At 66.5% G+C, this 21623-nt stretch carries 20 protein-coding genes; 17 read left to right on the top strand and 3 right to left on the bottom strand.

The window, feature by feature from the left end:
• Nucleotide 1 precedes the first annotated feature (1 nt).
• Entirely contained in the window at nucleotides 2–889 is an 888-nt protein-coding gene (locus LGR44_RS04755) for a LysR family transcriptional regulator (RefSeq protein WP_226737785.1), read from the bottom strand.
• A 202-nt stretch (nucleotides 890–1091) separates the two neighbouring features.
• Between LGR44_RS04755 and sdhC the strand changes: the two genes are divergently transcribed.
• The 4 genes from sdhC to LGR44_RS04735 all read left to right on the top strand — a co-directional run bounded on the left by sdhC (nucleotide 1092) and on the right by LGR44_RS04735 (nucleotide 4599).
• Nucleotides 1092–1487 carry a succinate dehydrogenase, cytochrome b556 subunit gene (gene sdhC, locus LGR44_RS04750; protein ID WP_226737782.1) on the top strand — a complete coding sequence of 132 codons (396 nt, stop codon included), beginning with the start codon at nucleotides 1092–1094 and terminating at the stop codon, nucleotides 1485–1487.
• Between the two features lie 13 nt (nucleotides 1488–1500).
• The gene (gene sdhD / locus LGR44_RS04745; protein ID WP_226737780.1) at nucleotides 1501–1917 is read left to right on the top strand and encodes a succinate dehydrogenase, hydrophobic membrane anchor protein; all 417 of its coding nucleotides are present in this window, start codon (nucleotides 1501–1503) and stop codon (nucleotides 1915–1917) included.
• 62 nt (nucleotides 1918–1979) lie between these two features.
• Nucleotides 1980–3803 (top strand): succinate dehydrogenase flavoprotein subunit, encoded by a 1824-nt coding sequence (gene sdhA, locus LGR44_RS04740; protein WP_226737778.1) that lies wholly within the window; start codon nucleotides 1980–1982, stop codon nucleotides 3801–3803.
• A gap of 13 nt (nucleotides 3804–3816) precedes the next feature.
• Nucleotides 3817–4599, top strand: coding sequence for a succinate dehydrogenase iron-sulfur subunit (locus LGR44_RS04735; protein ID WP_226737776.1), 783 nt, complete (start codon nucleotides 3817–3819; stop codon nucleotides 4597–4599).
• Between the two features lie 145 nt (nucleotides 4600–4744).
• Here LGR44_RS04735 and LGR44_RS21915 read toward each other — a convergent pair whose 3' ends face one another.
• The gene (locus LGR44_RS21915) at nucleotides 4745–4900 is read right to left on the bottom strand and encodes a hypothetical protein (protein WP_319004811.1); all 156 of its coding nucleotides are present in this window, start codon (nucleotides 4898–4900) and stop codon (nucleotides 4745–4747) included.
• On the opposite strand from LGR44_RS21915, the gene LGR44_RS04730 reads away from it, so the two are divergent.
• The 10 genes from LGR44_RS04730 to LGR44_RS04685 all read left to right on the top strand — a co-directional run bounded on the left by LGR44_RS04730 (nucleotide 4899) and on the right by LGR44_RS04685 (nucleotide 17041).
• On the top strand, nucleotides 4899–5360 hold the full coding sequence (locus LGR44_RS04730; protein ID WP_319004810.1) for an AprI/Inh family metalloprotease inhibitor: 462 nt from the start codon (nucleotides 4899–4901) through the stop codon (nucleotides 5358–5360). The genes LGR44_RS21915 and LGR44_RS04730 overlap by 2 nt on opposite strands.
• Before the next feature lie 41 nt (nucleotides 5361–5401).
• Entirely contained in the window at nucleotides 5402–6586 is a 1185-nt protein-coding gene (gene zapE / locus LGR44_RS04725; protein ID WP_226737772.1) for a cell division protein ZapE, read from the top strand.
• Nucleotides 6583–7215 (top strand): TetR/AcrR family transcriptional regulator, encoded by a 633-nt coding sequence (locus tag LGR44_RS04720; RefSeq protein ID WP_226737770.1) that lies wholly within the window; start codon nucleotides 6583–6585, stop codon nucleotides 7213–7215. The genes zapE and LGR44_RS04720 overlap by 4 nt, the downstream gene beginning before the upstream one ends.
• 228 nt (nucleotides 7216–7443) lie before the next feature.
• Nucleotides 7444–8406 (top strand): malate dehydrogenase, encoded by a 963-nt coding sequence (gene mdh, locus LGR44_RS04715; RefSeq protein ID WP_226737768.1) that lies wholly within the window; start codon nucleotides 7444–7446, stop codon nucleotides 8404–8406.
• A 66-nt stretch (nucleotides 8407–8472) separates the two neighbouring features.
• Entirely contained in the window at nucleotides 8473–9672 is a 1200-nt protein-coding gene (gene sucC / locus LGR44_RS04710) for an ADP-forming succinate--CoA ligase subunit beta (RefSeq protein ID WP_226737766.1), read from the top strand.
• Between the two features lie 12 nt (nucleotides 9673–9684).
• Nucleotides 9685–10572: a succinate--CoA ligase subunit alpha gene (sucD, locus tag LGR44_RS04705; RefSeq protein WP_226737764.1), complete on the top strand. Its 888-nt coding sequence runs from the start codon at nucleotides 9685–9687 to the stop codon at nucleotides 10570–10572.
• Between the two features lie 62 nt (nucleotides 10573–10634).
• Nucleotides 10635–13595, top strand: a complete 2961-nt coding sequence (locus tag LGR44_RS04700; RefSeq protein WP_226737762.1) for a 2-oxoglutarate dehydrogenase E1 component — start codon at nucleotides 10635–10637, stop codon at nucleotides 13593–13595.
• A gap of 61 nt (nucleotides 13596–13656) precedes the next feature.
• Nucleotides 13657–14886: a 2-oxoglutarate dehydrogenase complex dihydrolipoyllysine-residue succinyltransferase gene (gene odhB, locus LGR44_RS04695; protein ID WP_226737760.1), complete on the top strand. Its 1230-nt coding sequence runs from the start codon at nucleotides 13657–13659 to the stop codon at nucleotides 14884–14886.
• Between the two features lie 121 nt (nucleotides 14887–15007).
• Nucleotides 15008–16408: a dihydrolipoyl dehydrogenase gene (gene lpdA / locus LGR44_RS04690; protein WP_226737758.1), complete on the top strand. Its 1401-nt coding sequence runs from the start codon at nucleotides 15008–15010 to the stop codon at nucleotides 16406–16408.
• 9 nt (nucleotides 16409–16417) lie between these two features.
• Nucleotides 16418–17041 carry a thymidine kinase gene (locus LGR44_RS04685; RefSeq protein WP_226737755.1) on the top strand — a complete coding sequence of 208 codons (624 nt, stop codon included), beginning with the start codon at nucleotides 16418–16420 and terminating at the stop codon, nucleotides 17039–17041.
• Nucleotides 17042–17044: 3 nt separating this feature from the next.
• Here the strand turns inward: LGR44_RS04685 and LGR44_RS04680 are convergent, their stop codons facing one another.
• Complete coding sequence (locus LGR44_RS04680; RefSeq protein WP_226737949.1) at nucleotides 17045–17953, bottom strand: tyrosine recombinase XerC; 909 nt, start codon at nucleotides 17951–17953, stop codon at nucleotides 17045–17047.
• A gap of 193 nt (nucleotides 17954–18146) precedes the next feature.
• Between LGR44_RS04680 and LGR44_RS04675 the strand changes: the two genes are divergently transcribed.
• The 3 genes from LGR44_RS04675 to LGR44_RS04665 are packed head-to-tail and all read left to right on the top strand — an operon-like array spanning nucleotide 18147 to nucleotide 21552.
• Nucleotides 18147–18806 (top strand): class I SAM-dependent methyltransferase, encoded by a 660-nt coding sequence (locus LGR44_RS04675; protein WP_226737753.1) that lies wholly within the window; start codon nucleotides 18147–18149, stop codon nucleotides 18804–18806.
• Nucleotides 18806–20968 carry a primosomal protein N' gene (locus LGR44_RS04670; RefSeq protein WP_226737947.1) on the top strand — a complete coding sequence of 721 codons (2163 nt, stop codon included), beginning with the start codon at nucleotides 18806–18808 and terminating at the stop codon, nucleotides 20966–20968. Before LGR44_RS04675 ends, LGR44_RS04670 begins: the two co-directional genes overlap by 1 nt.
• 23 nt (nucleotides 20969–20991) lie before the next feature.
• Nucleotides 20992–21552, top strand: a complete 561-nt coding sequence (locus LGR44_RS04665) for a histidine phosphatase family protein (RefSeq protein WP_226737751.1) — start codon at nucleotides 20992–20994, stop codon at nucleotides 21550–21552.
• The last annotated feature ends 71 nt before the right edge of the window (nucleotides 21553–21623 follow it).

The following is a 21623-nucleotide window of genomic DNA, read 5'->3' as shown; positions in this document are numbered from 1 at the left end:
GTCAGGCCCCCTTCCGTAAATGCTCCACGAGCTGCCGGGCCGACGGCGGCAGGTCTTTGAGCGAACGGATGCACAGGGTCAGGTCGCGGGCGGCCCAGGGATCCTCCAGGGCGATGGTCGCGATCGCCATGGTCCGGGCGGCGCGCTGGGCCGTGGTCTCGGGCACGATGCCGAGGCCCACGCCTGCCTCCACCATCCGGCAGACCGCATCGAAGCTGCGCAGCTGCACCCGCAGGCGTAAGGGGCGACCGGTGCGGCCCGCCTTTCCGGCGAGAAAGCGCTGCAGGGCGCTTGCCCTGTCGAGGCCGACGAAATCGTGGCCCAGCACCTCGTCGAAGGCGATGGCGGAACTCGCCGCAAGGGGATGGCTCTGTGGCGCGACCAGGACGAACCGGTCGCTGCGGAACGGGTAGGTCTCGAGCCGCCCCGTATCGACCGTGCCGGCCACGATGCCGAGATCGCCCACGCCCTCCGCGATCAGGCCGACGATCTCGTCGCTGAGGCGCTCCTCCAGATCGATGCTGACCTGGGGATGCTCGGCCAGGAAGGCGCTGAGCGCCTCCGGCAGGAACTCGGTGAGGGCATTGGTGTTGGAGAGGATGCGGATCTGCCCGGCCAGTCCGCCCGTATAGGTGCCGAGATCCTCCCGCAGGCGCTCGGCCTGGGTCAACAGGACGCGCGCGTGCTGGAGCAGGGTCCGGCCGGCGGGCGTCGGCACGACACCCTGGCGATTGCGCAGGAGAAGGGGGGCTCCTAGGGATTTCTCCATGTTGCGGATGCGGGTGCTGGCCGCCGCCAGCGCCAGATGGGCGCGCTCCGCCCCATGGGTAATGCTCCCGGCCTCCACCACGTGGCGGAACAGACTGAGGTCGGTCAGGTCGAACTGCATGAATGATCCTTCGTCATCCGCGAAGGTAGATGAGAATAATTACAAATTGCGCAAGGTGCGAGCTTAAAGCACATTTCGCGGCTGACGAAGTGTGTCTGTTGTATCGGATGATCGCAGAACGCCCGTTGCGGCGACGCCGCGCTTCAGATACGAACCGTTCCAAACAAGGCGCAGCCTGCGCCGGCGATCAGGAGCTCATCCCATGGCTGAGGCGAAAGTGGCCCCGAGGCCCTTGTCCCCGCATCTTCAAATCTACCGGTGGTCATGGACCATGGCCATGTCCATCTTCCATCGCGCCACGGGCAGCGCCCTCTATCTCGGCATCGCCCTCTTCGCCGTCTGGCTCGTGGCGCTCGCCTCGGGTCCCGGGCCGTTCGAGACCGTGCAGTGGTTCTTCGGCTCCCCGATCGGGATCCTGATCCTCTTCGGCTATACCTGGGTGCTCATGCACCACATGCTGGGCGGCGTGCGCCATCTGGTCTGGGACTTCGGCCACGGCATGGAGCCGGCCCAGCGGATCAACATGGCCCGCTTCACCCTCATCGGCTCGATCGCGCTCACGGTGCTGATCTGGGTCGTCGCTTTCATCGCTTTCTGAGGAGGCCCGGACCATGGCCGACAACAGGGCTGACACCCGCGTTTCCATGCGCACCCCGCTCGCCCGCGTGAAGGGCCTAGGCGCCTCCGGGCACGGGGTCGAGCATTGGTGGATCCACCGCATGACGGCGGTGTCGAACGTTCCTCTCATCGTCGCCTTCGTGATCATCGTGGCGGCGCTCGCCGGCAGCGACTACCCGCAGGCGCTCGCCATCATTTCCCATCCGCTCACCGCGATCATCCTCATCCTGGCGGTCATCTCGGTGGCGAACCACATGCGGCTGGGAATGCAGATCATCATCGAGGACTACGTCCACGACAAAGGCCTGAAGATTGCAGCCCTCATCGCGAACAATTTCTACGCGGTCATCATTGCAGTCGCCTGCCTCTACGCGATCCTGAAGGTCAGCCTCGCGCGGATCCTGGTTTAGAGCGAAACAGAACGGAAAGAGGAGCACGAGCCCATCGGGGCCTGCTTCGAAGGAGTTTTCACATGGCCCAAGGAACGAACGGCGCCGCCGTCAACGGCAAGGCCTATCAGATCGTCGACCACACCTTCGACGTGGTGGTGGTGGGCGCGGGCGGCGCGGGGCTTCGCGCCACCGTCGGCTGCTCCCAGGCCGGTCTTCGCACCGCATGCATCACCAAGGTGTTCCCGACCCGCTCGCACACCGTCGCCGCGCAGGGCGGCATCTCCGCCTCCCTCGGCAACATGGGGCCGGACGACTGGCGCTGGCACATGTACGACACCGTGAAGGGGTCCGACTGGCTCGGCGACCAGGACGCCATCGAGTATCTCTGCCGCAATGCGCCTGCCGCGGTCTACGAGCTGGAGCACTGGGGCGTGCCCTTCTCCCGCACGGAGGAAGGCAAGATCTACCAGCGCCCCTTCGGCGGCATGACGACCGATTACGGCAAGGGCACCGCCCAGCGCACCTGCGCGGCGGCCGACCGCACGGGCCACGCGATCCTGCATACCCTCTACGGGCAGGCGGTCCGCAACCAGACCAACTTCTTCATCGAGTATTTCGCCCTCGACCTGATGATGGACTCGGACGGCCGCTGCATCGGCGTCGTGGCCCTCAACCAGTCGACCGGCGAAATCCATCGCTTCCGCGCCCACATGACCATCCTGGCCACGGGCGGCTACGGACGCGCCTATTTCTCGGCCACCTCGGCCCATACCTGCACGGGCGACGGCAACGCCATGGTGCTGCGCGCCGGCCTGCCGCTGCAGGACATGGAGTTCGTGCAGTTCCACCCGACCGGCATCTACGGCGCGGGCTGCCTCATCACGGAGGGCGCGCGCGGCGAAGGCGGCTATCTCACCAATTCCGAGGGTGAGCGCTTCATGGAGCGCTATGCGCCCTCGGCCAAGGACCTCGCCTCCCGCGACGTGGTCTCCCGCGCCATGACCATGGAGATCCGCGCCGGACGCGGCGTGGGCAAGAACAAGGACCACATCTACCTCCATCTCGACCACCTCGACCCGAAGATCCTGCACGAGCGCCTGCCCGGCATCTCGGAGAGCGCGAAGATCTTCGCGGGCGTTGACGTGACGAAGGAGCCGATCCCGGTCCTGCCGACCGTGCACTACAACATGGGCGGCATCCCGACGAATTATCACGGCGAGGTGCTGACCCTGAAGAACGGCAACCCGGACACGGTGGTGCCCGGCCTCATGGCTCTCGGCGAGGCGGCCTGCGTCTCCGTGCACGGCGCCAACCGCCTCGGCTCCAACTCGCTCATCGACCTCGTGGTGTTCGGCCGCGCGGCCGGCCTGCGCTGCGCCGAGATCCTGGAGCCGAATGCGCGGCATGCGGATCTGCCGAAGAATGCCGACGAGCTCGCGCTCTCGCGCCTCGACAAGTTCCGCTACGCCAACGGCTCGACCTCGACCGCCGAGCTGCGCCTCCAGATGCAGAAGACCATGCAGAACAACTGCGCGGTGTTCCGCACCGGCGAGGTTCTGGCCGAGGGTCAGAAACTCATCCACCAGGTCTGGAACGGCGCCGCCGACATCAAGGTCACGGACCGCTCGCTGATCTGGAACACCGACCTCCTGGAGACGCTCGAGTTCGACAACCTGATCGGACAGGCGGTCGTCACCATGGAGGGCGCGCTCAACCGTCAGGAATCCCGCGGCGCCCACGCCCGCGAGGACTTCTCCGAGCGCGACGACAAGAACTGGATGAAGCACACCCTCGCCTGGCTCGACGACGCCTCCCACAAGGTGACCCTCGATTACCGGCCCGTGCACACCTACACGATGTCGAACGACATCCAGTACATCGAGCCGAAGGCTCGCGTGTACTAAGGAAGAACGTAAGATGGCTCAGTTCACGCTTCCCAAGAACTCCAAATACACCGAGGGCAAGGCCTGGCCGAAGCCTTCGGCATCCGGCAACGTCCAGGAATTCCGCATCTACCGCTGGAATCCGGACGACGGCGCCAATCCCCGCATCGACACCTACTATGTCGACCGGGACGATTGCGGCCCGATGGTTCTCGATGCCCTCATCTGGATCAAGAACAACGTCGACTCGACCCTGACCTTCCGCCGCTCCTGCCGCGAGGGCATCTGCGGTTCCTGCGCCATGAACATCATGGGCAAGAACACGCTGGCCTGCACCCTCGGCATGGACGATTGCGACGGGGACACCATCAAGATCTATCCCCTGCCGCACATGCCGGTGCTGAAGGACCTCGTGCCTGACCTCACGAGCTTCTTCGCCCAGCACGCCGCAATCGAGCCCTGGCTGCAGACGGAGACCGCCGAGCCCGAGACCGAATGGCGCCAGACTCCCGAGGAGCGCTCCAAGCTCGACGGCCTGTACGAGTGCATTCTCTGCGCCTGCTGCACCACCTCGTGCCCGAGCTACTGGTGGAACGGCGACCGGTTCCTGGGCCCCGCGGCCCTGCTCCAGGCCTATCGCTGGCTCATCGATTCCCGCGACGAATCCACGGGCGAGCGCCTGGACAACCTTCATGACCCGTTCCGGCTCTACCGCTGCCACACGATCATGAACTGCGCCAACACCTGCCCCAAGGGCCTGAACCCGGCCAAGGCCATCGCCGAGATCAAGAAGATGATGGTCGCGCGGGCGGTGTGACGCTTCCTCGCAACACTTCATCGAAAAGGCGCCTCCGGCGCCTTTATTTTTTGGCCTGCCTCCATACTTTGAGGTCCCGGCGCGGACCCGGCTCCTAGGCACACCCTCCAACCTGTGCTTGAAACGTGTCCGCCCATGGGCAATGTCACATACGGCCAAGCATGAGGACGATGATGAAGAGCACCACCTGGATCATGACCGCAACGCTATGCTCCGCATTGGCGCTCGGCGCATGCTCCTCGGCCCGGATCGGCGGCTTCGGATCGTCGCCCGTCCGCAGCGCGAACGCAGCGCCCGTCATGACGCCCGATCCCGTCGAGGCCGTCCCCTCGGGGCCGATCACGTCCTCTCCGCTGCCGCCCATCGACGGCCAGCCGCTGCCTCCTCCGGAAGGCGCGCCCGGAACCATGATGCCCGGCGGGACCGACGTGGCGGGCCTGCCGCCCGCCGCGGCGCCGGCTCCCGCGCCGGCCGCTCCCGCGAGCCGCACTTCCATGGTCGGCGGCTGGACCGCCCGGGACGCCTCCGGCGGAACCTGCCGCGTCCAGCTTTCGAGCACGCCCGCCCTGGATCTCTACCGGGCCTCCACGTCAGGATGCTCCAACCAGGATCTAGCGCGGATCAACGCGTGGGACTACCGGGACGGTGAGGTCTATCTCTACCAGACCGGCGGCTCCGTCGCGGCGCGCCTGCGCGGCTCGTCGGGTTCGCTGAGCGGCGTTCTGGCGAAATCCGGCGCTCCCCTGTCCTTGGGACGATAAGGCATTTGCCCTTGGGGCATGACGGCGGTAACGGTCGTCTTGTGAACGACACCCAGCACCCATCGCCCAGCTCCATCACGGCGCGCTACGAGGCTCTCGTGGCCGCCGAAGCCATCGAGCGCGACCCCGCCCAGGTCGCGCTGCTGCGGCATTTCGAGGCGCTCGCGCAGAGCCTCGAAGGGATGCGGCTGGCGCGCAAGCCCAGCGCCCTGGGCCGCCTCTTCGGCAAGCGCAGTCCGCCGCCCCCTAGGGGCCTCTATGTCTGGGGCTCGGTCGGGCGCGGCAAGACCATGCTCATGGACCTCTTCTTCGAGGCGCTGCCGGTCAGGCGCAAGCGCCGGGTCCACTTCCACGCCTTCATGGCCGACGTCCACGAGCGCATCCATCTCTGGCGGCAGAAGCTCAAGTCGGGCGAGGTGAGGGGGGACGACCCCATCGGGCCCGTGGCCGAGGTCCTTGCCAACGAGGCCTGGGTCCTGTGCTTCGACGAGTTCACCGTCACCGACATCGCCGACGCCATGATCCTGGGACGCCTCTTCACGGCGCTTTTCGCCCATGGGGTGGTGGTCGTCGCCACCTCCAACGTGGAGCCGGACCGGCTCTACGAGGGCGGCTTGAACCGCACTCTGTTCCTGCCCTTCATCGCGCTGCTGAAGGAGCGGATGGAGATCGTCCGCCTCGATGCCCGCACGGATTTCCGCTTGGAAAAGCTGGCCGGAAGCCCGGTCTACTACACCCCCGCCGATGCCCGCTCCCACGAGGCGCTGACCCTGGCCTTCCGCCGGCTCACCGGCCGCCCGCAAGGCGAGCCCGTGACCCTCACCGTGAAGGGGCACCCGGTCGAGGTTCCCCAGGCCGCGGGCGGCGTCGCACGCTTCGGCTTTGCGGATCTCTGCTCCAAACCCCTCGGTGCCGCCGACTACCTGACCATCGCCAACGAGTTCCACACGGTCATCCTCGAGGACATCCCCCGCATGGGGTTCGAGCGGCGCAACGAAGCCAAGCGGTTCATCACGCTCATCGATGCTCTGTACGATGCCCATGTGAAGCTTCTCGCCTCCGCCGAGGCCGAGGCGCCGGACCTCTACAAGGCTGAGACCGGACGCGAGGTGTTCGAGTTCGACAGGACCGTCTCGCGTCTCATCGAGATGCGCTCGGAGGAGTATCTCGGCCAGCCGCACGGTCGCTCGGATACCGGGCACTCGACCGGACTCGTCGAGACATGAAGCGGCCGAGGGGCGGCTCCGCGCGCCTCGCCGAGGCGGCCACCCCGCCCGACAGCCGCCTGCTCGCCATCGCGGCCGATCATCTGAAGCGCTTCGGCCCGCGGCAGATCACCGTGGTCGATATCGCCGACGCCGCCGGCATGACTCATGCCAACGTCTATCGTTACTTCACCTCCAAGGCCGCCCTCATCGATGCGGTCGCCGGGCAGTGGCTCAAATCCCTTGAGGCCCTGATCGCCGGCATCGCCGATGCGCCCGATCCGGCCGACGACAAGCTGGAGCGCCTCATCCATGCCTGGTCCCAGATGCACCGGGACCTCCTGATCGAAAACCGCCACCTTTTCGACGTCTATTGCACCGCCACGGAGACCTCCCGCCCCCTCGTGCGCAAGCACCGGGCGCGGATGCGCCAGCTCATCGAGCGGGTGATCGACGAAGGAATTGCCACGGGCAAGTTCGAGCCGCGCGACCGGGAGCGCGCCATCGGCTTCGTCAGCGACGCCGCTTATCGCTTCATCAATCCCTTGAACGTCAGGCTGGACGTCGACGTCCCGAAGGACATCCTCGACCTGCGTCTGGCGGCCGTCGTGCGGGTCGTCCAGCGGACCCTGTCGCATGGTATCTTGTGACGCGAATGACAAATTAAGGAAATTGTAACACATTAATCCCGACGTGGTTACGATCCCTAACCCCTTGCCTTGCCACGGGAAATTGCCGCGCTCTGCCCGTTCGAAGGGGCCCAGGGGGCGCAAGTCCTTGCGCTTTAACCTTTTGTTGGCTTGAAGCAGACCCATTTCTGAGTCAAACAGCGCCACCCAAACGAGGCTCGCGCCTTCCCCCTACCCAAGGATAAATCCATGGCTCGTCACAAGATCGCGCTCATCGGTGCTGGCCAGATCGGCGGTACTCTCGCCCATCTCGCTGGCTTGAAGGAACTCGGCGACGTCGTCCTGTTCGACATCGCAGAGGGCATTCCCCAGGGCAAAGGTCTCGACATCGCCGAATCCGCTCCCGTCGACGGGTTCGACGCGAAGTACAAAGGCGCGAACGACTATTCGGCCATCGAAGGCGCGGACGTGATCATCGTCACCGCCGGCGTGCCCCGCAAGCCCGGCATGAGCCGCGACGACCTGATCGGGATCAACCTCAAGGTCATGGAAGCGGTCGGCAACGGCATCAAGCAATATGCTCCCAACGCCTTCGTGATCTGCATCACGAACCCGCTCGACGCCATGGTGTGGGCGCTGCAGAAGTTCTCGGGCCTGAAGCCCGAAAAGATCGTCGGCATGGCCGGCGTCCTGGACTCGGCCCGCTTCCGCCACTTCCTGGCTGAGGAGTTCAACGTTTCGGTCAAGGACGTCACGGCCTTCGTGCTCGGCGGCCACGGCGACGACATGGTGCCGCTGGTGCGCTACTCCACCGTGGCCGGCATTCCGCTGCCCGACCTCGTGAAGATGGGCTGGACCACCCAGGAGAAGCTCGACGCCATGGTCGAGCGCACCCGCAAGGGCGGCGGCGAGATCGTCAACCTGCTCAAGACCGGCTCCGCCTTCTACGCCCCGGCGGCTTCCGCCATCGCCATGGCCGAGAGCTACCTCAAGGACAAGAAGCGCGTTCTGCCCTGCGCGGCCTATCTCAACGGCCAGTACGGCGTGAAGGACATGTTCGTCGGCGTGCCGATCGTGATCGGCGAGAACGGCGTCGAGCGCATCGTCGAGGTCGAGTTCTCCGGCGAGGAGAAGGCGATGTTCGAGAAGTCCGTCGCATCGGTGCAGGGCCTCGTGGACGCCTGCAAGCAGATCAACTCGGCGCTGGCCTAAGAGCCTACACTGATAACGGTCCCCGTTTGCCTCGGGCTCTCGCGGGACGACGGAAGAGAAAAGCTCATGAACATCCATGAATACCAAGGCAAAGCCATCCTGAAGGAGTTCGGTCTGCCGGTCTCCGCTGGCCGGGCCATCTTCTCCCCCGACGAGGCCGAGGCTGCAGCCAAGGAACTCGGCGGCCCGCTCTGGGTCGTGAAGTCCCAGATCCATGCGGGCGGCCGCGGCAAGGGCAAGTTCAAGGAAGCCGATGCCGGCGAGAAGGGCGGCGTGCGCCTCGCCAAGTCCGTGGACGAGGTGAAGCTCTTCGCCCAGCAGATGCTCGGCAAGACGCTCGTCACCATCCAGACGGGCGAGGCCGGCAAGCAGGTCAACCGCCTCTACATCGAGGACGGCTCGGACATCGAGACCGAGCTCTATCTCTCCATGCTCGTCGACCGCGCCACGGGACAGGTCGCCTTCGTCGTCTCGACGGAAGGCGGCATGGACATCGAGCAGGTCGCCCACGACACCCCTGAGAAAATCCTGACCTTCTCGGTCGATCCGGCCACCGGCGTCATGCCCCATCACGGCCGCACGGTCGCCAAGGCGCTCGGCCTCAAGGGCTCGCTGGCGAAGGAAGCCGAGGATCTGGTCACGAAGCTCTACACGGCCTTCATCGCGAAGGACATGGAGATGCTCGAGATCAACCCGCTCATCGTCACCAAGGACGGGCACCTGAAGTGCCTCGACGCGAAAATCTCGTTCGACGGCAACGCCCTCTACCGTCACCCGGACGTCCAGGAACTCCGCGACATCACCGAGGAGGACGAGAAGGAGATCGAGGCGTCCAAGTACGACCTCGCCTACATCGCTCTCGACGGCACCATCGGGTGCATGGTCAACGGCGCCGGTCTCGCCATGGCGACCCTCGACATCATCAAGCTCTACGGCGAGGAGCCGGCGAACTTCCTCGATGTCGGCGGCGGCGCATCGGAGGAGAAGGTCACGGCGGCGTTCAAGATCATCACGGCCGATCCGAACGTGAAGGGCATCCTCGTCAACATCTTCGGCGGCATCATGAAGTGCGACGTCATCGCCCGCGGCGTGCTCGCGGCCGTGAAGGCGGTCGGCCTGCAGGTTCCGCTGGTGGTGCGCCTCGAGGGCACCAATGTCGAGGAAGGCAAGAAGATCATCCGCGAGTCCGGTCTCAACGTCATCCCGGCGGACGACCTCGACGACGCCGCCCAGAAGATCGTCAACGCCGTGCGCGGCGGGAAGTAAGGTTTCGAGCTGATGTCCATCCTGATCGACAAGAACACCAAGGTCATCTGCCAGGGCTTCACCGGCAAGAACGGCACCTTCCACTCCGAGCAGGCCATCGCCTACGGCACCAAGATGGTCGGCGGCACCTCGCCGGGCAAAGGCGGCTCGACGCACCTGAACCTGCCCGTCTTCGACACGGTCATGGAAGCGCGCGAGAAGACCGGCGCCGACGCCTCGGTCGTCTACGTGCCGCCTCCGGGCGCCGCGGATGCGATCTGCGAGGCCATCCAGGCCGAGATCCCGCTCATCGTCTGCATCACCGAGGGCATTCCGGTGCTCGACATGGTGCGCGTGAAGCGTGCGCTCGAGGGTTCCAAGTCGCGCCTCATCGGCCCGAACTGCCCCGGCATCGTCACGGCGGGTGAATCGAAGATCGGCATCATGCCGGCCAACATCTTCAAGCCCGGCTCCGTCGGCATCGTGTCGCGCTCCGGCACGCTCACCTACGAGGCCGTGTTCCAGACCACCAACGAAGGCCTCGGCCAGACGACGGCGGTAGGCATCGGCGGCGACCCGGTGAAGGGCACCGAATTCATCGACGTCCTCGACATGTTCCTGTCCGACCCCAAGACCGAGTCGATCGTCATGATCGGCGAGATCGGCGGATCGGCCGAGGAAGAGGCGGCCGAGTTCATCGCCCGCGAGGCCAAGAAGGGCCGCAAGAAGCCGATGGTCGGCTTCATCGCGGGCCGCACCGCTCCTCCCGGCCGCCGCATGGGCCATGCCGGCGCCATCATCTCGGGCGGCAAGGGCGGCGCGGAAGACAAGATCGCAGCCATGGAGGCCGCGGGCATCCGCGTCTCCCCGTCCCCGGCACGCCTTGGAAAAACCTTGGTTGAGGTGCTGAAGGGCCGATAAGGAAAATAGGCCGCCCCGCAAGGCCGAGGCGGCCAATTCGCACATTTGAATCGAGCATTGCCATGGCACGCCAGGACGCCAACGAAACGTTCCTCAACACCGCTTTCCTCTATGGGGCGAACGCGCCCTACATCGAGGATCTCTATGCCCGCTACGAGAAGGATCCATCTTCGGTGGACGCCGAGTGGCAGGCTTTCTTCGGCGCATTGAAGGACGACAAGCAGGCGGTCGAGAAGAACGCCCGCGGCGCGTCCTGGAAGCGGCCCAACTGGCCCATCCCGGCCAACGGCGAGCTCGTCTCCGCCCTCGACGGCAATTGGGCCCAGGTCGAGAAGGCGGTCGGCGACAAGATCAAGGCGAAGGCTCAGGCCAAGGGCGCCGAGATCAGCCAGGCCGACGTGCAGCAGGCGACCCGCGACTCCGTGCGTGCCATCATGCTGATCCGCGCCTATCGCGTGCGCGGCCACCTGCACGCCAAGCTCGACCCGCTCGACATCAATCCGCGCCCGAACGATCAGGAGCTGCATCCGTCCCATTACGGCTTCACGGAGGCCGACTGGGACCGCAAGATCTTCCTCGACAACGTGCTCGGCCTCGAATTCGGCACGATCCGCGAGATCGTCGGAATCCTGGAGCGCACCTACTGCCACACCCTCGGCGTCGAGTTCATGCACATCTCCGACCCCGTCGAGAAGGCGTGGCTCCAGGAGCGCATCGAGGGGCCGGACAAGGAGATCACCTTCACGAAGGAGGGCAAGCGCGCCATCCTCAACAAGCTCGTGGAGGCCGAAGGCTTCGAGAAGTTCCTCGACCTGAAATACACCGGCACCAAGCGCTTCGGCCTCGACGGCGGCGAGTCGCTGATTCCGGCGCTCGAGCAGATCATCAAGCGCGGCGGCAATCTCGGCGTGAAGGAGATCGTGCTCGGCATGGCCCATCGCGGCCGCCTCAACGTGCTGACCCAGGTCATGGGCAAGCCGCACCGCGCCCTGTTCCACGAGTTCAAGGGCGGTTCCTTCGCGCCCGACGACGTGGAGGGCTCCGGCGACGTGAAGTACCATCTGGGCGCGTCCTCCGACCGCACCTTCGACGGCAACAACGTCCACCTCTCGCTCACCGCCAACCCGTCGCACCTCGAGATCGTCGACCCGGTGGTGCTCGGAAAGGTCCGCGCCAAGCAGGACCAGCACGGCTGCACGCCGGAGAACCGCACCCCGGTCATGCCGCTGCTCATCCACGGCGACGCGGCCTTCGCGGGCCAGGGCGTGGTCGCCGAGTGCCTCGGGCTTTCGGGCCTGCGCGGGCACCGCACGGGCGGCTCGATCCACTTCATCATCAACAACCAGATCGGCTTCACCACCGATCCGCGCTTCTCCCGTTCCTCGCCCTATCCGTCGGACGTGGCGAAGATGGTCGAGGCGCCGATCTTCCACGTGAACGGCGACGATCCGGAGGCCGTGGTCTTCGCCGCGAAGGTCGCGACCGAGTATCGGCAGAAGTTCCAGAAGCCTGTCGTGATCGACATGTTCTGCTACCGTCGCTTCGGCCATAACGAGGGCGACGAGCCGTCCTTCACCCAGCCGCTCATGTACCGCAAGATCCGGTCGCACCCGTCGATCGTGGAGCTCTATTCCCAGAAGCTCCTCGCCGACGGAACCGTGACGCAGGCCGAGTTCGACGAGATGAGGAGCGCCTGGCGCTCCAAGCTCGACACCGAGTTCGACATCGCTTCCAGCTACAAGCCCAACAAGGCGGACTGGCTCGACGGCCGCTGGGCCGGCCTCAAGGCGGTGCGCGAGGACATGGACGATCCGCGTCGCGGCCAGACCGGCGTTTCCGTCGAGACCCTGAAGGACATCGCGAAGGCGCTCACCTCCGTGCCGGAGGGCTTCCACGTCCACCGCACGATCCAGCGCTTCCTCGACAACCGCAAGAAGATGATGGAGACCGGCGAGGGGCTCGACTGGGCCATGGCCGAGGCGCTCGCCTTCGGCTCGCTCCTGCTGGAAGGGCACCGGGTCCGCCTGTCCGGCCAGGACGTGGAGCGCGGCACCTTCTCGCAGCGCCACTCGGTCCTTACCGACCAGGAGAACGAGGAGCGCTACACGCCTCTCAACCACATCCGCGAGGATCAGGCCCGCTACGAGGTCATCAACTCGATGCTCTCCGAGGAGGCGGTGCTCGGCTTCGAGTACGGCTACACCCTCTCCGAGCCGAATGCCCTGACCCTGTGGGAAGCCCAGTTCGGCGACTTCGCCAACGGCGCCCAGGTGGTGTTCGACCAGTTCATCTCGTCGGGCGAGCGCAAGTGGCTGCGCATGTCGGGCCTCGTCTGCCTCCTGCCGCACGGCTACGAAGGCCAGGGTCCCGAGCACTCCTCGGCCCGCCTCGAGCGCTGGCTGCAGATGTGCGCCGAGGACAACATGCAGGTCGCCTACTGCTCGACCCCGTCGAACTACTTCCACGTCCTGCGCCGTCAGCTCAAGCGCGAGTTCCGCAAGCCGCTGATCCTGATGACGCCGAAGTCGCTGCTGCGCCACAAGCGCTGCGTCTCGCGCCTCGACGATATCGCGGAGGGCACCTCGTTCCACCGGGTTCTGCACGACGATGCGCAGCGCCAGGCCGAGGGCGTCAAGCTCGTCAAGGACGACAAGATCCGGCGCGTGGTGATCTGCACGGGCAAGGTCTATTACGACCTGTTCGAGGAACGCGAGAAGCGCGGCATCGACGACGTCTACCTGATGCGCGTCGAGCAGCTCTATCCGTTCCCGGCGAAGTCGCTGGCGGCGGAGCTCGCCCGCTTCAAGAAGGCCGACGTGGTGTGGTGCCAGGAAGAGCCGAAGAACATGGGCTCCTGGACCTTCGTCGAGCCCTATCTCGAATGGGTTCTCAAGACCGCAGGCAGCAAGGTGGACCGTCCCCGCTACGTGGGCCGCGCCGCCTCCGCCGCCACCGCCACCGGCCTGATGTCCAAGCACCAGGCTCAGCTCCAGGCATTCCTCGACGAGGCGTTCGCGGCCTGAACGCCGCGAATTGCCTCAAACCTTTTCAACGGGCGAAAGCCCCCGAAGCGATAAGACGATCATGGCGACCGAAATCCGCGTACCCACCCTTGGTGAATCCGTCTCAGAGGCCACCATCGGCCGCTGGTTCAAGAAGCCCGGCGAAGCCGTCAAGGCCGACGAGCCCGTTCTCGAGCTCGAAACCGACAAGGTGACCCTCGAGGTGAACGCCCCGGCGAGCGGCACCCTCGGCGATATCCTGGCCAAGGACGGCGAGACGGTCACCCCCGGCGCCGTGCTGGGCTCCATCGTGGAAGGCGGCGCTGCCGCTGCCCCGGCGGCTGCCCCCAAGGCGGATGCTCCGAAGACCGAAGCGCCCAAGGCCGCTCCTGCCCCGGCTCCCGCAGCTCCGGGCGCCGCGAAGGACCACGGTCCCGCCGTCGGCCGCATCGCGGCCGAGAGCGGCGTCGATCCCTCGCAGGTCCCCGGCACCGGCAAGGACGGCCGCGTGACCAAGGGCGACATGCTGGCGGCCATCGCCACCGGCGGCGCGGCGGCCCAGGCCCCGAGCGCTCCGGCCCAGATGCGCGCACCCTCCGCCCCGACCGACGCGGAGCGTGAAGAGCGCGTGCGCATGACCAAGCTGCGCCAGACCATCGCGCGCCGCCTGAAGGACGCGCAGAACACCGCCGCCATGCTCACCACGTTCAACGACGTGGACATGAGCGCGGTCATGTCGCTGCGCAGCCAGTACAAGGACGTGTTCGAGAAGAAGCACGGCACCAAGCTCGGTTTCATGGGCTTCTTCACCAAGGCGGTGATCCAGGCGCTCAAGGACGTTCCGGCGGTCAACGCCGAGATCGACGGTCAGGACATCGTCTACAAGAACTACTACCACATCGGCATCGCCGTCGGCACCGAGAAGGGCCTCGTGGTTCCGGTGGTGCGGGACGCGGACGACCTCTCGGTCGCCGGCATCGAGAAGAAGATCGCCGATTTCGGCCGCCGCGCCCGTGACGGCAAGCTCTCCATCGACGAGATGCAGGGCGGCACCTTCACCATCACCAACGGCGGCATCTACGGCTCGCTGATGTCGACGCCGATCCTGAACGCTCCCCAGTCGGGCATCCTGGGCATGCACCGCATCGAGGACCGTCCGGTGGTCAAGAACGGCCAGATCGTGGTGCGCCCGATGATGTATCTGGCGCTGTCCTACGATCACCGCATCGTCGACGGCAAGGAGGCCGTGACCTTCCTGGTCCGCGTGAAGGAGGCGCTGGAAGATCCGGCGCGCCTCGTCCTGGACCTGTAAGCCCGACCATCAATTTTCGCGTCGCGGCCGGGCTCCTCCCGGCCCTCCACGCCTTCGAACCCAGAGCCAAGACGTGGATGCCCGGATCAAGTCCGGGCATGACGTTAAGTGGAGACAAGAAATGTCCTACGATCTCATCGTCATCGGCACCGGCCCCGGCGGCTATGTCTGCGCCATCCGCGCCGCCCAGCTCGGCCTCAAGACGGCCGTCGTCGAGAAGCGCAAGACCCATGGCGGCACCTGCCTGAATGTGGGCTGCATCCCCTCCAAGGCGCTCCTGCACGCCTCGCACATGTTCGAGGATGCGCGGGACCACTTCGCCGATCTCGGCATCGGCGTGAGCGCCCCGAGCCTCGACCTCAAGAAGATGCAGGCCTTCAAGCAGGAAGGCGTCGACGGCAACACCAAGGGCGTCGAGTTCCTGCTCAAGAAGAACAAGATCGACGCCTTCGTGGGCACCGGACGCATCACGGCTCCCGGCAAGGTCGAGGTGAAGGCCGAGGACGGCTCCACCCAGACCCTCGAGACCAAGAACGTGGTCATCGCCACCGGTTCGGACGTCACCCGCCTTCCGGGCATCGAGATCGACGAGAAGGTCGTCGTGTCCTCCACGGGCGCTCTCGAGCTGGACAACGTGCCGAAGCGCCTCGTGGTCATCGGCGCGGGCGTCATCGGCCTGGAGCTCGGCTCCGTGTGGCGCCGCCTCGGCGCCGAGGTGACGGTGGTCGAGTATCTCGACCGCATCCTGCCCGGCATGGATGCCGAAGTGGCCAAGCAGTTCCAGCGCATCCTCGGCAAGCAGGGCTTCCAGTTCAAGCTCGGCGCCAAGGTCACGAAGGTCGAGAAGACCGGCAAGGGCGCGACGCTCACCTTCGAGCCCGCCGCCGGCGGCAATGCGGAAACCATCGAGGCGGACGTGGTGCTCGTCGCCATCGGCCGCGTGCCCTACACGGAAGGGCTCGGCCTCGACGAGGCCGGCGTCGCCAAGGACAATCGTGGCCGCATCGTCACGGACGCCCATTTCGCCACCAACGTTCCCGGCATCTATGCCATCGGCGACGTGATCGCGGGGCCCATGCTCGCCCACAAGGCGGAGGACGAGGGCGTCGCCGTGGCCGAGATCCTGGCCGGCAAGGCCGGTCACGTGAACTACGACGTGATCCCGAGCGTGGTCTACACCTTCCCCGAGGTCGCCTCGGTCGGAAAGACGGAAGAGGAGCTTAAGAGCGCGGGCATCGCCTTCAATGCCGGCAAGTTCCCCTTCACGGCCAACGGCCGCGCCAAGGTCAACCGCACCACGGACGGCTTCGTGAAGATCCTGGCCGACGCCAACACCGACAAGGTGCTGGGCGTCCACATCATCGGTCCGGAAGCCGGCAACCTCATCCACGAGGCGGCCATCGCCATGGAGTTCGGCGCCTCCTCCGAGGACATGGCCCGGACCTGCCATGCGCACCCGACGCTTGCGGAAGCTGTGAAGGAAGCGGCGCTCGCCGTCGAAAAGCGCGCGATCCACATGTAGGATCGGCGCATGGCCAAGCTCCACTTCCTCTACTCAGTGATGAATGCAGGCAAGACGACCCATCTCCTGCAGGTTCGCTACAACTACATCGAGAACGGCGGCCACGTGCTGCTGTTCACGAGCCTGATCGACGACCGTTTCGGCGTCGGCAAGGTCAGGTCTCGCATCGGCATCGAGGCCGATGCGATTCCGTTGAGGAAGGATGAGGCCATCGACGCCATCGTGGCGGCCGAGCACGCCAGAAGGCCGGTCACGGCGGTGCTCATCGACGAGGTGCAGTTCATGACGGCGGACCAGGTCCGTCAGCTCGCCTGGATCGTCGACGAGCTCAAGGTCCCGGTCATGGCCTACGGGCTGAAGAACAACGTTTACGGCACGCTCTTCAGCGACGCCATCGCCACCATCATGGCGCTCGCCGACGATTTCCAGGAGATCAAGCAGCTCTGCCATTGCGGGCGCAAGGCGACCATGATCCTCAAATACGACCGCAACGGCGAGGCCGTGCGTTCGGGCGAGGTGGTCGAGATCGGCGGGGAGGGCCGCTACGTCTCCGTCTGCAGGCCCCACTGGACCGCGGGCGAGATCGGGCCCGCCGCCCGGCAGCTGCTCGTTCCGGCGGTGGCGGCGGAGTAGAGGCTAACCCTTCGTCCGCGCCCGGGGATGGGCCGCGTCGAAGGCATCCATCAACCGCGTGGCATCCACCTTCGTGTAGAGCTGGGTTGTCGAGAGCGAGGCGTGGCCCAGGAGCTCCTGAATGCCGCGCAGGTCGCCGCCCCGGGCCAGCAGGTGCGTCGCGAAGGAATGGCGCAGGGCGTGCGGTGTCGCGCTGTCCGGCAGGCCCAATGCTCCCCGAAGCTCCTCGACCGCGAGCTGGATGATACGGGGCGACAGCGGCCCGCCGCGCGCACCGACGAAGAGCGGCCCTTCCGGCGCCAGAACGTAGGGGCACAGGTGCAGATAATCCTCCACCGCCCGCTGAATCGCGGGAATTACCGGCACGCTGCGCATCTTGCCGCCCTTGCCCGTCACCGTGATCGAATCGGTGCCATGGACCGGTGCGTCCCGGCGCTGAAGGCCGAGGGCCTCCGAGATGCGCAGGCCCGCCCCGTAGAGCAGCGCCAGGACGGCCGCATCCCGCGCGAGGATCCAGGGCTTCCGGTCCCCGCCCGCCCGCAGCTCCGTGTCCGTCACCGCGACGGCGGACGAGGCGGACAGGGGGCGCGGCAGGTTCTTGTCCACCTTCGGGGTGCGAATCGCCGCGAAGGCCGAGGCGGTTCCGTGCCCCTCCCGCTCCAGGTGCCGCGCGAAGGAGCGCAGGGCGGCGAGCTGGCGCATGAGCGAGCGGCTCTGAACCGCCTCCATGCGCCGGGCCGCCAGGAAAGAGCGAATGTCGAGGGGCTTGAGCCCCAGAATCGCCTTCACGCCCGGCGGCTCCCCGAGGTGACCCGTCAGGAACGTCAGGAACTGCCGCAGATCCCGGGAATAGGCCTCGACGGTCTTCGCCGACAGGCGGCGCTCCTTGGCCAGGGAGGCCAGCCATTGCATGGCCTCCTGCCGGGTATCCGCCGCGCCGGGCAGGGCGAGTTCGGTCAATTGCGCTTGAGGTTTTGAGTCTGCCACCGGCCCAGGATCTGCTGTATGAGGTTGCGAGGAGACGGCCTCGATAGGCCGGAGCATAACGACGTCAGGACTAACGCTTCTTGAACGCCGTCACCGTGCTTTGCCCAGGGGAGGGGAAATGACCGACGCGACAGGACTGGTCCCGGGGACCGCCGGCTATGGCGACCAGGCCGATTTCCTGGCGGAACAATACGAGAGCGTGACCTTCGACGAGATCTACGGTCCCCTCACGGAATTCATCCCCGGTTCCGGCAGAGCACTCGACATCGGAGCCGGAACCGGCCGTGACGCGGCAGCTCTCGCGGCAAGAGGGTTCCAGGTTCTGGCCGTCGAACCGACGACCGAGTTGCGGGCGCACGGCCAGCACCTTCATCCGGACCCTAAGATCTCGTGGCTCGACGATTCCCTTCCGGAGCTCTCGAAGGTCCGTGCTCAGGACGGTCTCTACGACCTGATCCTCATGACGGCTGTATGGATGCACCTGGATACCGGGGAACAGGACAGGGCCCTTTCGCGGATCTCGTCGCTTCTGGCTCCGATGGGAATCGTTCTGATGTCGGTCCGCCGCGGGACCGTCCCGGCAGGCCGACGGATGTTCGAGGTGCCGGTGGATCCACTGATCGCCAAAGCTCATGGGCACGGGCTGACCCTGCTCGGAAGGCGTGACACCGGGGACATGTTCGGACGCAATGATGTCACCTGGTCAAAGCTCGCCTTCAAAAAGATGAGCTCCGCTCCGTCGTCTTCGTCGCAAACCACACCCATATCCGTACCTTGATGGTTTCAAGAATCGCCGATGTCCTCATCCCGCTGGCGCTCGATACGGCCTACAGCTACGCGGTTCCGGACGGCCTCGCCCTGAAGGAGGGCGATGTGGTGCAGGTGCCGCTGGCCACCCGCGAGGTGGCCGGGGTGGTCTGGAGCCTGCGCGAAGGGCAGGGCGCCAATTTCAAGAAGGTGACCGGCCTCATCGAGGCGCCCGCCCTGTCGCCGAAGATGCGGAAATTCCTGGATTGGGTGGCCTGGTACACCCTGGCTCCGAAGGGCTCGGCCCTCGCCATGGGCCTCAAGCTCGTGGACGGGGAGCGGCCGGAGGTCGTCCGCGTCGGCGTGAAGCTGGCCGACCGGCTGCCCAAGCGCATGACGCCCGCGCGCCAGAAGGTCATCGAGGCGGCACAGGACGGCGTCGTCAGGCTCAAGAGCGAACTGGCCCACATGGCCGGCGTCAGCGCCGGCGTCGTCGACGGCCTCATCGATGAAGGGACCCTGGAGACCGTCGCCCTGCTGCAGGAGCTGATTGCCGAGGCTCCAGATCCTGACTTCCGCGAGGCGGGTCTCTCGGACGGCCAGAGCGAGGCGGCGGCGGCGCTGATAGCCTCCATGGCCGAGGAGCATCCGCCCGTCACCCTCCTCGAAGGCGTCACCGGCTCCGGCAAGACGGAGGTCTATTTCGAGGCCGTGGCCGAAACCGTGCGCCAGGGACGGCAGGCGCTGATCCTGATGCCGGAAATCGCGCTCACCGCCCAGTTCCTCGACCGATTCGCCGCCCGTTTCGGCGTGAAGCCGGCGACTTGGCATTCGGGAATCACCGGCCGCAAGCGGGAACGCCTCTACGGCGCCATCGCCTCGGGGGAGGCGAAGGTCGTGGCGGGGGCGCGCTCCGCCCTCTTCCTGCCCTATGCCGATCTCGGCCTCATCGTGGTCGATGAGGAGCACGAGACCGCCTACAAGCAGGACGACGGGGTCCATTATCACGCCCGGGACATGGCGGTGGTCCGCGGGCGGATCGAGAACGCCCCCGTGGTGCTCGCCTCCGCGACGCCCTCCATCGAGAGCCGGGTCAACGTGCAGCGCGGACGGTACCGGCACGTGCGGCTGCCGGAGCGCTTCGGCGGGCGGCAGATGCCGCAGATCCGGGCCGTGGACCTGAGGCGGGAGACGATCCCGAAAGGCCGCTGGCTCTCGCCGACCCTGAACCTCTCGATCGAGGACACCCTGGGCCGGGGCGAGCAGGTGCTGCTCTTCCTCAATCGCCGGGGCTATGCGCCGCTCACCCTGTGCCGCGCCTGCGCTCACCGCTACGAGTGCCCCAACTGCTCGGCCTGGCTCGTGGAGCACCGGTTCCGCCGCGCCCTCGTCTGCCATCATTGCGGCCATGTGGAGCGGACGCCGCAGGCCTGCATCTCCTGCGGCAGCGTCGATTCGCTGGTGCCCTGCGGTCCGGGCGTCGAGCGCATCGCCGAGGAGGTGGCCGAGATCTTTCCGGACAAGCGCTGCATCGTCCTGTCGAGCGACATGCCCGGCGGCACCGAGCGCCTGCGCACGGAGCTCGCGGCCATCGCGGCGGGGGAGTTCGACATCGTCATCGGTACCCAGCTCGTGGCCAAAGGGCACAATTTCCCGCTCATGACCCTCGTCGGGGTGCTCGATGCCGATATCGGCCTCACCTCCGGCGACCCCCGGGCGGCGGAGCGCACCTTCCAGATGCTCCAGCAGGTGACCGGCCGCGCCGGCCGCGGCGAGAAGCCGGGGCGGGCCCTGGTCCAGACCTGGCAGCCGGACCATCCGGTGATCGCCGCCCTCGTGTCCGGCGATGCGGAGCGCTTCTACGAGGAGGAGATCCGCGTCCGGGAAATGGCCGGGCTCCCGCCCTTCGGCCGGCTCGCCTCCCTCATCGTGTCGGCGGCCGAGCGCGAGGCGGCCGAGGCCCATGCCCGCGCCATGGCGCTGGTGGCGGAACCTCCGCCCGGCGTGACGGTCCTCGGCCCCGCCGAGGCGCCGCTCGCCCTGATCCGGGGACGCTACCGCTACCGGCTCCTCGTCAAGACGGAGCGGGAGGTCGACCTCCAGGCCTACCTACGCGACTGGATGTCCCGCTGCCCCAAGGTCAGGGGCAACACGAAGGTGGCGATCGACGTCGACCCGCAGAGCTTCCTATGAACGAGAATTTTTCCGAGAGCGCCATGACCAAGACCATTCACTGCATCCGCCACGGGCAATCCACCTTCAACGCCCATTACGAGCTCGAAAGAACAGATCCGCTCCATTTCGACGCGACGCTTTCCGAGCTCGGGCACCGGCAGGTGGCGGAGGCGGCGGCGCATGTGCGGGACGTGCCCTACGAGCTCATCGTCACCTCGCCCCTGACCCGGGCGATCCAGACCACGCTCGGCCTCTTCCGGGATCATCCCTCGGCTTCCCTCATCCGGGTCGAGTGCCTCCACCGGGAGCATCTGGGCAACAGCTGCGATGTCGGCCGCTCGCCGCTCGCCCTGATGGAGGACTTTCCCGGCCTCGCCTTCGACCACCTCGACGAGGTCTGGTGGCACAAGTCGGGCGAGGCCGACGAGCGGGGCATCGTGGTCGAGCCGGAGGAGGTTCTGGTCGAGAGGGTGGACCGGTTCCGCTCCTGGCTGGCGGAGCGCCCGGAGTGCCTGATCGCCGTCGTCGGGCACGGAATGTTCTTCTATCACCTGACCGGCCGGCATCTGCGGAATTGCGAGATCGCAACGCTCGAGTTGTGAGTCCTTCCGGCGGCCGTTCGGGCTCTTCCCCGAACTGTTCGGCCGCACCGGGCCTAGCTCTCCTTGCGCCT

Origin of the sequence: Microvirga lenta, assembly GCF_020532555.1 — a bacterium.
Lineage (GTDB): Bacteria > Pseudomonadota > Alphaproteobacteria > Rhizobiales > Beijerinckiaceae > Microvirga > Microvirga lenta.
The sequence above is the reverse complement of the archived record's forward strand: the minus strand, read 5'-3'. Positions and strand labels throughout refer to the sequence as shown.

What these genes read in the sequence shown, in the direction of transcription:
- LGR44_RS04755 (WP_226737785.1), bottom strand. Translation starts at nt 889, where the DNA reads ATGCAGTTCGACCTGACCGACCTCAGTCTGTTCCGCCACGTGGTGGAG.
- sdhC (WP_226737782.1), top strand. Translation starts at nt 1,092, where the DNA reads ATGGCTGAGGCGAAAGTGGCCCCGAGGCCCTTGTCCCCGCATCTTCAA.
- sdhD (WP_226737780.1), top strand. Translation starts at nt 1,501, where the DNA reads ATGGCCGACAACAGGGCTGACACCCGCGTTTCCATGCGCACCCCGCTC.
- sdhA (WP_226737778.1), top strand. Translation starts at nt 1,980, where the DNA reads ATGGCCCAAGGAACGAACGGCGCCGCCGTCAACGGCAAGGCCTATCAG.
- LGR44_RS04735 (WP_226737776.1), top strand. Translation starts at nt 3,817, where the DNA reads ATGGCTCAGTTCACGCTTCCCAAGAACTCCAAATACACCGAGGGCAAG.
- LGR44_RS04730 (WP_319004810.1), top strand. Translation starts at nt 4,899, where the DNA reads ATGACGCCCGATCCCGTCGAGGCCGTCCCCTCGGGGCCGATCACGTCC.
- LGR44_RS21915 (WP_319004811.1), bottom strand. Translation starts at nt 4,900, where the DNA reads ATGACGGGCGCTGCGTTCGCGCTGCGGACGGGCGACGATCCGAAGCCG.
- LGR44_RS04720 (WP_226737770.1), top strand. Translation starts at nt 6,583, where the DNA reads ATGAAGCGGCCGAGGGGCGGCTCCGCGCGCCTCGCCGAGGCGGCCACC.
- mdh (WP_226737768.1), top strand. Translation starts at nt 7,444, where the DNA reads ATGGCTCGTCACAAGATCGCGCTCATCGGTGCTGGCCAGATCGGCGGT.
- sucC (WP_226737766.1), top strand. Translation starts at nt 8,473, where the DNA reads ATGAACATCCATGAATACCAAGGCAAAGCCATCCTGAAGGAGTTCGGT.
- sucD (WP_226737764.1), top strand. Translation starts at nt 9,685, where the DNA reads ATGTCCATCCTGATCGACAAGAACACCAAGGTCATCTGCCAGGGCTTC.
- LGR44_RS04700 (WP_226737762.1), top strand. Translation starts at nt 10,635, where the DNA reads ATGGCACGCCAGGACGCCAACGAAACGTTCCTCAACACCGCTTTCCTC.
- odhB (WP_226737760.1), top strand. Translation starts at nt 13,657, where the DNA reads ATGGCGACCGAAATCCGCGTACCCACCCTTGGTGAATCCGTCTCAGAG.
- lpdA (WP_226737758.1), top strand. Translation starts at nt 15,008, where the DNA reads ATGTCCTACGATCTCATCGTCATCGGCACCGGCCCCGGCGGCTATGTC.
- LGR44_RS04685 (WP_226737755.1), top strand. Translation starts at nt 16,418, where the DNA reads ATGGCCAAGCTCCACTTCCTCTACTCAGTGATGAATGCAGGCAAGACG.
- LGR44_RS04680 (WP_226737949.1), bottom strand. Translation starts at nt 17,953, where the DNA reads ATGCAATGGCTGGCCTCCCTGGCCAAGGAGCGCCGCCTGTCGGCGAAG.
- LGR44_RS04675 (WP_226737753.1), top strand. Translation starts at nt 18,147, where the DNA reads ATGACCGACGCGACAGGACTGGTCCCGGGGACCGCCGGCTATGGCGAC.
- LGR44_RS04670 (WP_226737947.1), top strand. Translation starts at nt 18,806, where the DNA reads ATGGTTTCAAGAATCGCCGATGTCCTCATCCCGCTGGCGCTCGATACG.
- LGR44_RS04665 (WP_226737751.1), top strand. Translation starts at nt 20,992, where the DNA reads ATGACCAAGACCATTCACTGCATCCGCCACGGGCAATCCACCTTCAAC.